The following is a 13,684-nucleotide window of genomic DNA, read 5'->3' as shown; positions in this document are numbered from 1 at the left end:
CACCGCTCGACCCTGACGACTCGCGCCATGGCCAAGACTCTTTTTGAAAAAATCATCGACCGCGAAATCCCTGGCACCATCGTTTACGAAGACGCGCAGTGCGTGGCCTTTCGCGACATCAATCCGGCGGCACCGGTGCACATCCTGCTCGTGCCGCGCAAACCCATCCCGCGCCTGGACAGCGCCAGCGCCGAAGATCAGGCGCTGCTGGGCCACCTGATGCTCACCGCGCCCAAGATCGCTGCGGCTCAGGGTTATGGCGATGCCTTCCGCATCGTCATCAACAATGGCGCCGGCGCCGGGCAGTCGGTATTCCATCTGCACTTGCACATCCTCGCCGGCCGTCCGCTGAAATGGCCGCCGGGTTGACAGTCGCTCAGCCGCCGCCCTGTTCGAACAACGCGCGTAAGCGTTCGACGCGCGCGCGATTGACGCCCAGATCGCTGTATCCGATCCGCGAGCGCGAACGCACCTGAATGACGCCATCGCCGATCAGGAACTCGACATCATCGCGGAACCGCAACAAGCGGCTCACGAACACGACGTGCAGGTATTCGGGGGTCGCGTACTCGATGCGGTTGCGCGGCATCGCTGCAAGAGCAGCGATCAACCGCTCGCGCGCAGCCGCGGCTGTGCCGGAATAACGCAGCGGCGCGATCGCATGGTCTGAGTCGGATGCGACCGACGACACGCAGTTCGGCCGCGGCGGACAGGCCGCAAACGTGCCGGTATTCCGCCACAAATCCGCGGGCGCTGTCGTCGCACAGCCCTGCAACAGCAGGGCACCGATGATACAAAGCTGCAGATGCCATCGTGCGCTCATCGCCGCTGCTCCGCGAATGCCTGATCCATCGGCGGCACCAGCGACTGCGGATCGACACGCGCATCGAACCAGTTCACACGCCAGTCGAGATGCGCGCCAGTCGCCCGGCCAGTGGCGCCCGATTCGGCGATCACCTGCCCCTGGCGCACGGCATCGCCCTCTTTGACCAGCAGCTTGGACAGATGCAAAAAGGCCGACTGCAAACCATGGCCGTGGTCGATCATCAGCGTACCGCCGGTGTAGTACATATCCGGATGCGCGAGACTGACGACGCCGCTGGCTGGCGCACGCACGGGCGTGCCGGTCGGCACGGCCACATCGACACCATAGTGAGGCTGCTTGGGTTCACCATTGAGGATGCGCTGGCTGCCGAAGACACCGGACACCGGGCCCAGGCATGGCCAGATGAACCGCTCGGTGAATCCGGTCAATGCGCTGTCGCGCTCGCGCACCCGCGCCACCAGTGCCTGCTCGGCGGCGATGCGGCGTTGCACCTCGGGCGGTGGCGTCACCATTTTCGGCGGCAATCCATCGATGCGCTGGATACTGTACGCCCGCCGAGCCACCTCGGCCTGGAATGTGCGCGGCGCCGGTTCGTCTGGCAATTGGACCTTGAGCTCCGCCGTCGGCGGCTCGTCACGGTGCAGACCGAAGACGAACCGCCCATCCGCGGTCAGGCGTAACGCACGGCCATTGAACCAGACACGCGAGCCCGGCGGTGCCTGACCGAAGAGCACACTGCCCTGACGCCACTCGCCATCGATGGCAACGCCGGGAATGCCGGCGTCGGCGGCTGCGCACCCCATCGCGACGCTCACAAACCAAAATCCGGCCCACACGGCCGGCAGCCCCATTTTCACGATGTCGCTGCTCCTTCACCTGGCGGCGCGGACCGGAGGATGAAATGAAAGATCGAACCCTTGCCCGGCTCGGAATCGACCCAGATGCGCCCGCCATGATGCTCGACGATCTTTTTGCAAATCGCCAGCCCCACGCCCGTACCCTCGTACTCTTCGGTCGGATGGAGCCGCTGGAAGATCTGGAAAATTCTGTCGTGGTATTCGCGCGCAATACCGATACCCTGGTCAGCGACCGTGAAATGCCAGAAGCCGCCTTCGGCCTGGACATCGATCTCGACGCGCGGTTGCGGTCCTGGCTGGAACTTCAATGCGTTGGTGACGAGATTCTGGAACAACTGCACGATCTCGTGCTCGACACCGAGTACGGTCGGCAAGGGCGCATGGGTGATCTGGGCGTTGCGGCTGTCGATCAGCGCCCGGAGCTGATGCACCACACGCGACAGCACCCCCTCGCAGTCCACCGGCACAAAAACCTGCTCGGTACGGCTGACCCGGGAAAATTCGAGCAAGGCATCGATCAGCGACTGCATCTGCTTGGCGCTCTGCGTGATGTAGCCCAGAAACTCCAGCGCCTCGCCGTCGAGTCGGCCCGCATGTCGCTGTTGCAGTAACTGGGAAAAGCCAATGAGACTGCGCAAGGGCGCGCGCAGATCGTGGGATGCGATATAGGCGAATTGTTCGAGCTCACGATTGGAGCGCTTGAGATTCTCTGCGTAGTCGGCAAGCTGGCGCTCGAAGGCCTTGCGCTCGGTGACATCGCGCACCGCTGCCGTCGCCCATACTCCCTCCTCGGTCTCCAGTGGGCTGAGCGAGATTTCGACCGGGAATTCGGTGCCGTCCTTGCGCCGGCCGAGCAGCTCCAGACCTACTCCCATGCCGCGGACCTTGGGTGAACGGAAGTATCCGGTGCGATGCTCGGCATGACGGCTGCGCAGCCGTTCGGGAATCAAGATTTCGATCGGCTTGCCGATCAGCGAATCGCGCTGATAGCCGAACAGGCGCTCGGTCTGGGCATTGACGAGACGGATCCGCCCGGCGGCATCGATGATGATGATGGCATCGGGTGCGGTTTCCAGCAGCGCACGGAACTTGTCGTTGGCGCGCTTGCGCTCTTGGGCATTGCGGATTGCCGCCATGACGTAGAGGCCGCGGTCGGTGCGCAATGGGCTGAGCGAGATTTCGACCGGAAATTCGGTGCCGTCCTTGCGCCGGCCCGGCAGCTCGGTGCCGGCACCCATCTCGCGGGTGCGGGGCTCGGCAAAAAAGCCCTCACGGTGACGCAGATGACCGCGCCGGTATTTTTCCGGCACGAGCATTTCGATGGACTGTCCCAGCAGCTCCTCGCGCGTGTACCCGAACAGTCGCTCGGCCTGGGCATTGACCAGCACGATGCGGCCTTCCGCATCGATCAGCACCATACCATCCGGCGCGGTTTCGACCAGATCGCGGTACCAGCGCGGATCGATATCCGCTGCTGCCCCGATCGCCGGGATGCCCGTCGTTTCCGTCATGATACACCCCGCCTTTTGCTGCCACACGCAACCATCATGCCGCAGGGTGTGGCCTGTGCCGATCTTACGCCCGTCAGCGGGATTCCCTCAGGCGCCGAACGGCATCACCAAGCGGTAAGGTTTCCTGTTTTTCCTCACCACGGAAGCGCAGCGTGACAGTGCGTTCCTCGGCCTCCTTGCGGCCGACGATGACGATGACCGGAATCTTCTGCGTCGCGTGCTCGCGGATCTTGTAATTGATTTTCTCGTTGCGCAGATCGGATTCGGCGCGGATGCCGGCGGCCTTGAGCGCCGCGCAAACCTCGATGGCATAGCCATCGGCGTCGGAGACGATCGGTGCAACCACCGCCTGCACCGGGGCGAGCCAGAACGGCAATGCGCCGGCGTACTGCTCGATGAGAATGCCAATGAAGCGTTCGAGCGAACCGAGCACCGCACGGTGCAGCATCGCCGGGCGCCGGCGTGAGCCGTCCTCGGCGACGTATTCGATACCGAAGCGCTCCGGCAGGTTGAAATCTACCTGCACCGTTCCGCACTGCCAGGGACGGCCGATGGCGTCGTAGAGCGTGAATTCCAGCTTGGGACCATAAAACGCGCCCTCACCCGGATTGATCGTATACGGCGCGTTCATCAGCTCGCAGGCGTGGGCGAGTTCGCGCTCGGCCCTGTCCCAGAGCGCATCGTCACCGATACGCTTGTCCGGTCGCGTCGACAGCTTGACCTCGACCTTGTCGAAACCGAGCTCACGATAAACCTCGAAAATCAGCCGGCCGGCGGCAGCCGCCTCCGCCGGCATTTGCTCCGGCGTGCAGAAGATATGCGCATCGTCCTGGGTGAAGCCGCGCACGCGCATCAAACCATGCAAGGCGCCGCTCGGCTCATAGCGGTGACAGGAGCCGAATTCGGCCATGCGCAGCGGCAGATCGCGATAACTGCGAATCCCCTGCTTGAAGATCTGCATGTGTCCCGGGCAGTTCATCGGCTTGACCGCGAGCATCGCCTTGCGCTCGTCGCCCTCATCGACTTCGGCGACGAACATGTTCTGCCGGTACCATTCCCAATGCCCGGACGTCTCCCAGAGCTTGCGGTCCATCAGCAGCGGTGTCTTGACCTCGACATAGCCGTGCTGGGCGATCTTGTTGCGGATGTAGTCCTCCAGCAGCCGGTAAATCGTGTAGCCCTTGGGATGCCAGAACACCTGGCCGACCGCCTCTTCCTGGATGTGGAACAACCCGAGCTGTTTGCCGAGCTTGCGGTGGTCGCGCTTCTCGGCTTCTTCGACCATCTTCAAATACGCCTTGAGCTCATCCTCGGTGGCAAAAGCGACGCCGTAGATGCGCTGGAGTTGCGCGTTGCTGGCATCACCGCGCCAGTAGGCGCCGGAGACCTTGGTGAGCTTGAAGGCATTACCGAGCCGGCCGGTCGATGGCAGGTGCGGGCCCAGGCACATATCGAGCCAGGTATCACCCTGGCGGTAGATGCTGATCGGCTCCTCGGGCGCGATGCCCTCGGTGACCCATTCGGCCTTGAAGCTCTCGCCCTGCGCGCGGAAATACTCGATCACGCGCTCACGCGGCCAGATTTCGCGCCGGATCGGCAGATCGCGCTTGACGATCTCCCGCATCCGCTGCTCGATTTTTTCGAGATCGGCCTCGGTGAATGGCGTATCGCGCGCAAAATCGTAGTAAAAGCCGGTTTCAGTCGCAGGACCAAAGGTGATCTGTGTCCCCGGGAACAACTCCTGCACCGCCTGCGCCAGCACGTGCGCGGCGTCGTGGCGGATCACCTCCAGCGCTTCGGGCTTGTCGCGGGTGATGATGTTGATCGTCGCGTCGCGGTCGATCGGGCGAGTCAGATCCCACAGCTCGCCGTTGACGGAGACGACGACGGCCCTCTTGGCAAGACCGGGCGAGATGCTCTGGGCGATCTCAAGCCCGGTCACGGGACCGTCGAAAGTTTTTTTGTTGCCGTCCGGAAACGTGATTTCGATGGGCATGGCGATGGCGGCGTGAAAACCTAGGACTGACCGCGAACATAGCGGACGGCGGCGGCAAGCCGCGCGAGCGTGCGTTCGCGCCCCAGCAGAAACAAGGTCTGATCGATCGGCGGCGACACCGCCATGCCGGCGACGGCGACGCGGATCGGCTGCGCGACCTTGCCCAATCCAAGACCGCGCGATTCGGCAAAACCAGTGATCGCGGCATGCAAAGAGGTCGCAGTCCACGCCGGTAGAGCGGCAAGAATCCCCACCAACGCTTCGAGCAGGTCTGCCGACTCGGCCGTCAAATGCTTGGCCGCATCTTTTTCGTCGTAACCGCTTAGTTCGGCGTAGAAGAAACGGGACTTTTCGGCCATCTCCAGCAACGTGCGGCAGCGCTCGCGCTGGGCGCGGATGACATCCTCGATCGCAGGCCCCTGCGCGGGATCGAGGCCCAGCCGGCGTAAATGCCAGTCGAATTCCGGCACGACCGCATGAAGCGGCGCCGTCTTCAGATACTGGTGATTGACCCAGTAGGCTTTTTCCATGTCAAAGCGCGCCGGCGAGGCGGAGACATGATCGAGATCGAATTTCTCGATCATCTCCTGGCGCGTGAACAACTCCTGGTCGCCATGCGACCAGCCCAGGCGCACGAGGTAGTTGAGCATGGCCTCGGGCAGAAAACCCATCGCACGGTATTCCATGACCCCGAGCGCGCCGTGGCGCTTGGACAGCTTGGCGCCATCGGCCCCCAGAATCATCGAGACGTGCGCGTACTGCGGCGGGGTCGCACCCAATGCCCTGAAGATATTGATCTGGCGCGGCGTGTTGTTGACGTGGTCGTCGCCGCGGATGACGTGGGTAATCCCCATGTCCATGTCATCGACGACGACGCAAAAGTTGTACGTGGGCGTGCCGTCGGCCCGGGCGATGATGAGATCGTCGAGCTCGGCATTGTCGAAAACGATCTCGCCCTTGATCAGGTCACGGATCACGACCTTGCCGTGCGCCGGATTGCGGAACCGCACGACCGGCTGCACACCGGCGGGAACCGGCGGCAGCTGCTTGCCCGGCTCGGGGCGCCAGCGTCCGTCGTAGCGCGGTTTCTCCTTGCGCGCCATTTGCTCGTTACGCATCTGCTCCAGCTCTTCCTTGGTGCAGTAGCAGTAATAGGCCGTACCCGCCTCAAGCATCTGCGCGATGACGGCCTTGTAACGGTCGAAACGCTGCGTCTGGTATACCGGCTCGGCGTCGGCATGCAGACCGAGCCAGGCCATGCCCTCGAAAATCGCATCGACCGCCGCCTGCGTCGAGCGCTCGCGGTCAGTGTCCTCGATGCGCAGCAAGAACTTGCCGCCATGCCGCTTGGCATAGAGGTAAGAAAACAGCGCCGTGCGGGCCCCGCCGATGTGCAGAAATCCGGTCGGGCTGGGTGCGAAGCGGGTGACGACGGTCATGGGTGACGAAAACCGTAAGTGACGAGAACCGAAAAACAGGGCGCACCTGTGCGCCATCTCCGGCAGGAAATGCCGCGTGAAGCGGGAAATTCTAGACTATTCGGCCCAATCTCCAGACCGTGCTGCAGATCTTCGCACCCCGGACCCGCCGCTTGCCGCATATGACTTGCCTTTTCGTCGAACAGCTGACCGTGATCGACTGCGCTTATCTCGACGCAGCGCGCGGACTCGTCGGGGAAAGCTGGATCGTCGATGTCGAACTCGAGGGCCATCTGGATGCTGAATCGATGCTGCTCGATTTCGCCGAACTCAAGCGCCGCTGCAAGCAGGTCATCGACCGCAGCGTCGATCACCGTCTGCTCGTCCCCGCCGCTGCCCCTGAACTACAGCTCACCGAGGATGGCGAAGACCTGCATCTGGTGTTCCGCTCCGACATCGGGGTCATCGAACATCTTTCGCCGCGCGTGGCCGTGACTCTGGTCGATACCGCCGAGATCGACGCTCAAACCGTATCCGCGCATCTGCATCCCCGTCTGCGCGCCGTGCTGCCCGACAACGTCGGCACGCTGCGCGTGCTGCTGCGCCATGAGCGTATCGATGGGGCCTACTACCACTACGTGCACGGTCTCAAGAAACACCGCGGCGCCTGCCAGCGCATCGCCCACGGTCACCGTTCGAAAATCGAGGTCTGCGTCGATGGCGTGCGTGACCCCTCGCTGGAACGCGCAGTCGCACACCGCTGGCTCGATATTTACCTGGGCACGCGCGAGGACATCGTCGCGCGCGGCAATGGCCGCATCCGCTTTGCTTACCGGGCAGCGGAAGGGCACTATCAGCTGGCGCTGCCGGAAACGCATGTGGATCTGCTCGATGGCGACAGCACCGTCGAGCGCATCGCCGAACACCTCGCACGGCGCCTGGCATACGAGCGCCCTGGCCAAACGGTCGCCGTGCGCGCCTACGAGGGCATCATGAAAGGCGCATCGGCCCAGGCCAGAATCGGATGACAGACGCACGTTCAGACTGGATTCATCGGCTTTTGCCAGGCTGGTGCCATGGCTTCACCGATCCGCCACACGAACCGCATCTTGCCGCTGCTGCTGGCAGCGCTCCTGCTCGGCGGCTGCGCCAGCCAGCCGATGCACACGGGCGGACCGGTCGGCTACCGCACCGATCCGTATATCGTTCCGGGGTACTGGGGCCCCTACGACTACGACGGCCCCTATGGCGTGCGTCCGTACCGCTACGCTTATCCCGACTACTTCTACTATCGCGACCGGATTTATTACTACCCCTATCCGGTCTATACCCCGTATCCGGTTTACCGTGACCGGCCCGATGCCGATCATGACGGCCCCGTGCGCCGTCCACCCCGCGATCCGGGACCCGGCCCCGAGGGTTCACCCCGCTCCCCGGATAAACCGAGGGGTATGGCCGGCAAAATCATCGACCGCTTCGCCCCCAAGCCGCGCTAAAAGTCCACGACAGGCCGCTTGTGGTATAAAAGCGCCCCTTTTTTACAACCCCAAGCCGCCCGCCGATGGCCGCCGACACCCCGCCCGAAGTCCGTTTTTTCAAGCGCGTCAGCGTCGAACAGGTCGAGGAAGGCCATGAACTCGCCCCCAAATTCGACGAACACGGCCTCATCCCCTGTGTGACCACCGCAGCCAAGACCGGGGAAGTGCTGATGCTCGGCTACATGAATGCCGAGGCGCTCAAGCGCACGATCGTCACCGGCGAAGCGCACTACTGGTCGCGTTCGCGCCAGGTGCTCTGGCACAAAGGCGCAACCAGCGGCCTTGTGCAGAAGGTGGTGGAGCTGCGTATCGACGACGACCAGGATGCAGTCTGGCTCAAGGTCGATGTCGTCGGCGATGCAAGTTGCCACGTCGGCTTCCGCTCCTGCTTCTATCGCTCGGTGCCGGTCGGCCCCGGCCCGGAAGTGCGTCCACTGCGCTTCGAGGAAACCGAAAAAACCTTCGATCCCAAGGCGGTTTACGGCGACGCGCCGAACCCGACGAAACTCTGAATCATCCGCAGCGGCGGACGTTGTGGCCGGTCATGGCGCTGCCGGAGCGTTCCACCAGCGCGCCGCCCGTTGCCGCCAGGTGACAACCCGTAGGCGACCGGATGCATCGCGGCCGATGTGCACCGCGCCCTCGACCCCGGTGATGTACTGGGCCGCGCCGATGGCCGCATAGCGGGCCACGACCTCGGCGCGCGGATGGCCGAAGCGGTTGCGCCAGCCGGCCGTGTGCACGACGATCTGCGGCTGCACCGCGCTCACGAAGTCAGCGCCCGACGAACTGCGGCTGCCATGATGCGGGCTCAGCAACACATCCGCACGCAGGCGCGGCCGATGCATGTCGAGCAGGCGGCGCTCGGCACGGCGCTCGATGTCGCCGGGCAGCAGTATGGAAAACGGACCGTCGATGCGCAGCACGCAGGAGCGGTCGTTGTCCGACCAAGGCCGCCCATCCGGATGCAGCAGCTGCAGGTGCACACCATCCCAATCCCACGACTGACCGTCCATGCAGGGCTTGCCCGTCTCCGATCCGATCTCGGCCCGGACATCGAGCAGCTCCCGCACCGCGGAAACCCCACCGGCATGATCGTTGTCGCCGTGCGAAACGATCAGCAGATCGAGGCGTCGGATCCCCTGTTTGAGCAGATACGGTGCCACGACGGAACGGCCCGCATCGAAGCCCTCTTCGTAAGCCGGACCGGCGTCGAACAACAATGTGTGCGAGCGCGTGCGCACGACGATCGCACTACCCTGGCCGACATCGAGCGCGGTCAGCTCAAGTCCGCCCGGGACGGGCACATTGCGCGGCAGCGCGAGCGCCGCAAGACAGGGGACGGCCAGTGCGCGCAGCGGCACGCCCCGCGGCAAGAACACCAGCACCGCGCCGAAAAGCCCCAAGAGCAGCGCCGGCAGCGGCGGACTCGCCGGAATCCACGCCGCGGGCGCATGCGCGACGCACCACGCCAGCATCTGGTAACCCTGCTCCAGAACCCAGCCAACGGCATGCAGTACCGGAGCCGCGGCCTCGTGTACCGCAAAACCGAGCTGTGCGATCAGCAATAACGGCGTCAGCACGCTAACCAGCGGCACCGCGATCAGGTTCACGAATGGCGCAAGCCAGGTCAGTCCGTGGAAGAAGTACAGCCCCAGCGGGATCAGCGCGAGTGCAAGAAACAACTGCACGCGTAACGCGAGGAGCCATGGCCGCTCGGCGCGCAGCCGCCCGAGGCTCACGTAGAAAATCGCAGTGACGGCCGCAAACGACAGCCACAAACCCGGTGACAGGGCCGCGAACGGATCGAACAACAAAATCAACCCCCAGGCATAGGCTAGTGCCCGGGTCGGCTCATGCAGCCGGTGCACGGCCGCCGATGCGATCAGAACCAGCAGCATGATCAGCGCCCGTGTCACCGGCGCCTCGAAACCGGCGAGCAAGGCGTAACCCACGGCAACGACCCCTGAACCGGCCAGCGCAAACCTTTGCGCTGGCAGCGCAAGGCATAGCCGCGGCCACAGCGACCAGCCCCAGCGCAGCAGAAAGAAGGCAAAACCGGCGACGATCGCGAGATTGAAGCCCGAGATCGCGATCAAATGCGTCGTGCCCGTCACACGGAACGTGCGCCAATCCGCATCGCGCAGACCCGAGGTGTCGCCGACGGTCAGGGCTGCCGCCAGAGCGGCGGCACGCGTATCGCCGAGTTCGGCGCGCAGGCGATCGACGATGCGCTGGCGCAGCCGCAAAATCCAATGCCCGCGATCGCCGTCCTCACACCGGTGTGCCTCGCGCACCGTTGCCAGCGCGCCGATGCCATCGCGCAGCAGCCAGCCCTCGTAATCAAACCCTCCCGGATTGAGCGATCCGTGCACAGCGCGCAGCTTGAGCTGCAAGCGCCAGCACTCGCCGGCCATCACGATCTCATCGCTCTGGTACCAGGATACGCGCAGACGCCGCGGCAGCGCGGAAGAGTGCGGCGCAAAAACAAACCGCCAGTCGGAACGCCCGGATTCCGCGGTGGGCCGGCGTTCGGGCAATGATGCGATGGTGCCGTCCACCCACAGGATCTCGCCATGGCGATCGGCCGGCCAGCGCGCATCGAGATACCGCTGTCCCTGCCAGCTACAGACGAGGACGCCGAGGGCAAAAGCCCCCCACAGACTGCGCCCGCGCCACGGCCAGAGAGCCGGCAGCGCCAGCGCGGCGAGCACGGCCGCCGGTGGTAGCCGCGGCAGCATCAGTACAGCCAGCACACCGGCGCTCAGCGCCAGCACGAGCAGCCGCACATCGACTGGCTCATGCGCACGGCGGCAGTGGCCCGCTACGGCTGCGTCCACATCCCCTCCCTGCTCCAAACCGCGCGCAGCGGCTCTTTATGAGGTTACGCGCGTCAAACCATTTGCATCCAGCGTCAGCACCCGCTCCATGCGCTGTGCCAGCGACAGGTCGTGCGTGACGACGACGAGACTGGTTCCCAGCTCGCGGTTGAGTTCGAGCATCAACTCGAACACGCGCTCGGCGGTCTTGCGGTCGAGATTGCCGGTCGGCTCGTCAGCGAGCACGCAGGCCGGCCGTGTGACCAGCGCGCGCGCCACGGCGGCGCGCTGGCGCTCCCCGCCGGACAACTCACCGGGCTTGTGCCGCGTACGTTCGCCCAACCCGACGCGCTCGAGCAGTGCCCGCGCCCGTGCGTAGGCTTCGCGCTCGGGCGTGCGCCGGATCAACAGCGGCATCGCCACGTTCTCGAGCGCCGTGAACTCGGGCAGCAGATGGTGGAACTGATAGACAAAGCCGAGTGCCTGGTTGCGCAAACGGCCGCGCGCCGCATCGCTGAGCGCCGACATGCGCTCGCCACCGACCCAAACCTCGCCTGCGGTCGGCGCATCGAGCCCGCCCAGACAGTGCAGCAGCGTGGACTTGCCGGTGCCGCTCGCACCGACGATGGCGATGCGCTCCCCGCGCCGCACCTCGAGATCGATTCCGCGCAGCACCTCCAGACGCAGCCGACCGTCGTCGAAGGTCTTGCACAGGCCTTGCGCCCTGAGGACCACATCACTCATAGCGCAGCGCCTCCGCCGGCTGCACCCGCGATGCGCGCCAGGCCGGATACAGCGTCGACAGCAGACCCAGGCTCAATGACAGTGCAGCAATACGCACGACATCCGTCGATTTGAGTTCCGACGGCAGGTCGCTGATGTAGTAAACGTCGGGCGACAGGAAGTGCTGCCCCGTGAGCCGTTCGAGCAAAGGCACCAGGCTCTCGACATTGAGCGCGAGCGCGATACCGCCGGCGACACCGAGCAGCGTGCCGACGACCCCGATGATCGAACCCTGGACCATGAAGATCGCCATGATCGAACGCGGGGTGGCGCCGAGCGTGCGCAGGATGGCGATGTCGGCCTGCTTGTCCTGCACCACCATGACCAGCGTCGAGACGATGTTGAACGCCGCAACCCCGACGATCAGGGACAGGATGATGAACATGACCATTTTCTCGGTGCGCACGGCGCGGAAGAAATTGGCGTGGCTGCGCGTCCAGTCGTTGACGTAGTACATACCCGGCAGTTCGCCGGCGAGCTCGCGCGCGACACGCGGCGCGTCGAACAGATCGTGCAGCCTCAAGCGCACGCCGGTCACCGATTCCCCCATGCGCAGCAGCGCCTGCGCATCGGCGAGATGAATCAGCACCAGCCCGCGGTCGAATTCATACATGCCGACGCGGAATACGCCGGTGACGGTGAAACGGCGGAAGCGCGGCAAAACGCCAGCCGGCGTCACGCTCGCCTGCGGAATCATCAGGTCGATCTTGTCGCCCAGGGTCGCACCGAGCGCGGTGGCCAGTTCATACCCGAGCACGATGTTGTAGGACCCCGGCGTAAGCGTGTCGAGCGAACCGGCTTTCATGTGCTGGCCGATGTCCGATACCCGGATTTCCTCCTCCGGCAGGATGCCGCGCAACAGCGTGCCCGACAGTTCGCCGCCGATCTTGACCATGCCCTCGCCCTCGATGTAGGGCGCCAGCGCAGCGATCTGTGGATGGTGTGCAGCCTGCTCGGCGACTGCGCGCCAGTTGTCCAAACCGCCCCGGAATGCCGAGATCGTCGCGTGCGAAGCCATGCCGAGGATGCGGGTGCGCAACTCGCGTTCGAAACCGTTCATCACCGACAGCACGGTGATCAGGGCCGTCACACCGATGGCGATGCCGAGCATCGACACCAAGGAGATGAACGAAATGAAGTGGTTGCGCCGCTTGGCGCGCGTATAGCGCAAACCGGCGTAGAGTTCATATGGATGGTGCATGCGCGCGCAATTAGACCACAAGCCGCGCAAAAATCGGCCCCCGCACCCAGAAGAGACGATGATTAGCGGGCGCGCTCCCGTCCAAAGGCGATGGCGAGCGTGACGCCGGCGAAATCGCTGTCCGGATTGAAATTGCCGTGGATGGCGAGTTCGAGCCAGCTTGCCGGGTAGAACAGCACCTCCACCGGCACACCAAGGGTCGGCGATTGCCCGCTTGCGGAAACATCGGTTAAACGGGCGATCCCGGCAGCGAGATAATCGATGGTTAGTCTTGCGGTGCGAGATTAGCCCATCCACAGCTCCCGCCAATCGGGATGACCGCAGCGGTGTTGCGGAATGGATCACGGTGCTATAGTCGGCCTGCGACTTTCCTGACTCGCTTGCCCATGCACAAGGTTCTCCGCTGGTTTGCAGCGATTGGTGTTGCGGCACTGTCTGCTGCCGGATATGCGGAAGTTTTGGCACTGCCCGGCAGCGCCGCGGTCCCTGCCGAACTGCCGCAGCGCGGGATGTCCCAAGCCGCCGTGCTCAAGGCCTACGGCGAACCGACCGTCCGCCACGCACCGGCTGGCGGCGGCAGCCCGCGCCATCCGCCCATCATCCGCTGGGATTACCCGGGCTGGTCGGTGTTCTTCGAACAGAATTGGGTCATCGACGTCGTCGTCCGGGATGCGCCGGCACCACTGCACCACGTGGACGAACTGAAAACCGCTCCGTAAAATCCGCGCCGCTTTT

General features: G+C 64.4%; 14 protein-coding genes. 5 read left to right on the top strand and 9 right to left on the bottom strand.

What is annotated here, in order from left to right; all coding sequences use genetic code 11:
- The first annotated feature begins 27 nt into the window (after window positions 1-27).
- Entirely contained in the window at window positions 28-369 is a 342-nt protein-coding gene (locus BMZ48_RS04440; RefSeq protein ID WP_091532322.1) for a histidine triad nucleotide-binding protein, read from the top strand.
- Window positions 370-376: 7 nt separating this feature from the next.
- On the opposite strand, the gene BMZ48_RS04435 is transcribed toward BMZ48_RS04440, so the two are convergent.
- The 5 genes from BMZ48_RS04435 to gltX all read right to left on the bottom strand — a co-directional run bounded on the left by BMZ48_RS04435 (window position 377) and on the right by gltX (window position 6,629).
- The gene (locus tag BMZ48_RS04435) at window positions 377-823 is read right to left on the bottom strand and encodes a DUF1499 domain-containing protein (protein WP_091532320.1); all 447 of its coding nucleotides are present in this window, start codon (window positions 821-823) and stop codon (window positions 377-379) included.
- Entirely contained in the window at window positions 820-1,677 is an 858-nt protein-coding gene (locus tag BMZ48_RS04430; RefSeq protein WP_091532318.1) for a M23 family metallopeptidase, read from the bottom strand. Before BMZ48_RS04430 ends, BMZ48_RS04435 begins: the two co-directional genes overlap by 4 nt.
- A gap of 2 nt (window positions 1,678-1,679) precedes the next feature.
- A complete protein-coding gene (locus BMZ48_RS04425) occupies window positions 1,680-3,194 on the bottom strand; it encodes a sensor histidine kinase (protein WP_091532316.1) in 1,515 nt (504 codons plus the stop codon).
- 73 nt (window positions 3,195-3,267) lie between these two features.
- On the bottom strand, window positions 3,268-5,190 hold the full coding sequence (gene thrS / locus BMZ48_RS04420; protein WP_091532314.1) for a threonine--tRNA ligase: 1,923 nt from the start codon (window positions 5,188-5,190) through the stop codon (window positions 3,268-3,270).
- 20 nt (window positions 5,191-5,210) lie between these two features.
- On the bottom strand, window positions 5,211-6,629 hold the full coding sequence (gltX, locus tag BMZ48_RS04415; protein ID WP_091532312.1) for a glutamate--tRNA ligase: 1,419 nt from the start codon (window positions 6,627-6,629) through the stop codon (window positions 5,211-5,213).
- Window positions 6,630-6,790: 161 nt separating this feature from the next.
- Between gltX and BMZ48_RS04410 the strand changes: the two genes are divergently transcribed.
- The 3 genes from BMZ48_RS04410 (at window position 6,791) to hisI (ending at window position 8,658) form a co-directional block, all read left to right on the top strand.
- Window positions 6,791-7,636: a 6-carboxytetrahydropterin synthase gene (locus BMZ48_RS04410; protein ID WP_091532472.1), complete on the top strand. Its 846-nt coding sequence runs from the start codon at window positions 6,791-6,793 to the stop codon at window positions 7,634-7,636.
- 48 nt (window positions 7,637-7,684) lie between these two features.
- Complete coding sequence (locus BMZ48_RS04405; RefSeq protein ID WP_091532310.1) at window positions 7,685-8,104, top strand: hypothetical protein; 420 nt, start codon at window positions 7,685-7,687, stop codon at window positions 8,102-8,104.
- Between the two features lie 65 nt (window positions 8,105-8,169).
- Window positions 8,170-8,658 (top strand): phosphoribosyl-AMP cyclohydrolase, encoded by a 489-nt coding sequence (hisI, locus tag BMZ48_RS04400; protein WP_091532308.1) that lies wholly within the window; start codon window positions 8,170-8,172, stop codon window positions 8,656-8,658.
- A 30-nt stretch (window positions 8,659-8,688) separates the two neighbouring features.
- Here the strand turns inward: hisI and BMZ48_RS04395 are convergent, their stop codons facing one another.
- From BMZ48_RS04395 to BMZ48_RS13270, 4 genes are all read right to left on the bottom strand, one after another.
- Complete coding sequence (locus BMZ48_RS04395; protein ID WP_159431083.1) at window positions 8,689-10,986, bottom strand: DNA internalization-related competence protein ComEC/Rec2; 2,298 nt, start codon at window positions 10,984-10,986, stop codon at window positions 8,689-8,691.
- A 36-nt stretch (window positions 10,987-11,022) separates the two neighbouring features.
- Entirely contained in the window at window positions 11,023-11,709 is a 687-nt protein-coding gene (lolD, locus tag BMZ48_RS04390) for a lipoprotein-releasing ABC transporter ATP-binding protein LolD (RefSeq protein WP_091532304.1), read from the bottom strand.
- Complete coding sequence (locus BMZ48_RS04385) at window positions 11,702-12,949, bottom strand: lipoprotein-releasing ABC transporter permease subunit (RefSeq protein WP_091532302.1); 1,248 nt, start codon at window positions 12,947-12,949, stop codon at window positions 11,702-11,704. Before BMZ48_RS04385 ends, lolD begins: the two co-directional genes overlap by 8 nt.
- 62 nt (window positions 12,950-13,011) lie before the next feature.
- Complete coding sequence (locus BMZ48_RS13270) at window positions 13,012-13,134, bottom strand: hypothetical protein (RefSeq protein WP_268762361.1); 123 nt, start codon at window positions 13,132-13,134, stop codon at window positions 13,012-13,014.
- Window positions 13,135-13,335: 201 nt separating this feature from the next.
- Here BMZ48_RS13270 and BMZ48_RS04380 point away from each other — a divergent pair, with 201 nt between their 5' ends.
- Entirely contained in the window at window positions 13,336-13,668 is a 333-nt protein-coding gene (locus BMZ48_RS04380) for a hypothetical protein (protein WP_091532300.1), read from the top strand.
- The last annotated feature ends 16 nt before the right edge of the window (window positions 13,669-13,684 follow it).

The organism is Fontimonas thermophila (assembly GCF_900113085.1).
Lineage (GTDB): Bacteria > Pseudomonadota > Gammaproteobacteria > Nevskiales > Nevskiaceae > Solimonas > Solimonas thermophila.
This window is presented reverse-complemented; position numbering and strand designations above follow the sequence as displayed.

What these genes read in the sequence shown, in the direction of transcription:
- BMZ48_RS04440 (WP_091532322.1), top strand. Translation starts at nt 28, where the DNA reads ATGGCCAAGACTCTTTTTGAAAAAATCATCGACCGCGAAATCCCTGGC.
- BMZ48_RS04435 (WP_091532320.1), bottom strand. Translation starts at nt 823, where the DNA reads ATGAGCGCACGATGGCATCTGCAGCTTTGTATCATCGGTGCCCTGCTG.
- BMZ48_RS04430 (WP_091532318.1), bottom strand. Translation starts at nt 1,677, where the DNA reads ATGGGGCTGCCGGCCGTGTGGGCCGGATTTTGGTTTGTGAGCGTCGCG.
- BMZ48_RS04425 (WP_091532316.1), bottom strand. Translation starts at nt 3,194, where the DNA reads ATGACGGAAACGACGGGCATCCCGGCGATCGGGGCAGCAGCGGATATC.
- thrS (WP_091532314.1), bottom strand. Translation starts at nt 5,190, where the DNA reads ATGCCCATCGAAATCACGTTTCCGGACGGCAACAAAAAAACTTTCGAC.
- gltX (WP_091532312.1), bottom strand. Translation starts at nt 6,629, where the DNA reads ATGACCGTCGTCACCCGCTTCGCACCCAGCCCGACCGGATTTCTGCAC.
- BMZ48_RS04410 (WP_091532472.1), top strand. Translation starts at nt 6,791, where the DNA reads ATGACTTGCCTTTTCGTCGAACAGCTGACCGTGATCGACTGCGCTTAT.
- BMZ48_RS04405 (WP_091532310.1), top strand. Translation starts at nt 7,685, where the DNA reads ATGGCTTCACCGATCCGCCACACGAACCGCATCTTGCCGCTGCTGCTG.
- hisI (WP_091532308.1), top strand. Translation starts at nt 8,170, where the DNA reads ATGGCCGCCGACACCCCGCCCGAAGTCCGTTTTTTCAAGCGCGTCAGC.
- lolD (WP_091532304.1), bottom strand. Translation starts at nt 11,709, where the DNA reads ATGAGTGATGTGGTCCTCAGGGCGCAAGGCCTGTGCAAGACCTTCGAC.
- BMZ48_RS04385 (WP_091532302.1), bottom strand. Translation starts at nt 12,949, where the DNA reads ATGCACCATCCATATGAACTCTACGCCGGTTTGCGCTATACGCGCGCC.
- BMZ48_RS04380 (WP_091532300.1), top strand. Translation starts at nt 13,336, where the DNA reads ATGCACAAGGTTCTCCGCTGGTTTGCAGCGATTGGTGTTGCGGCACTG.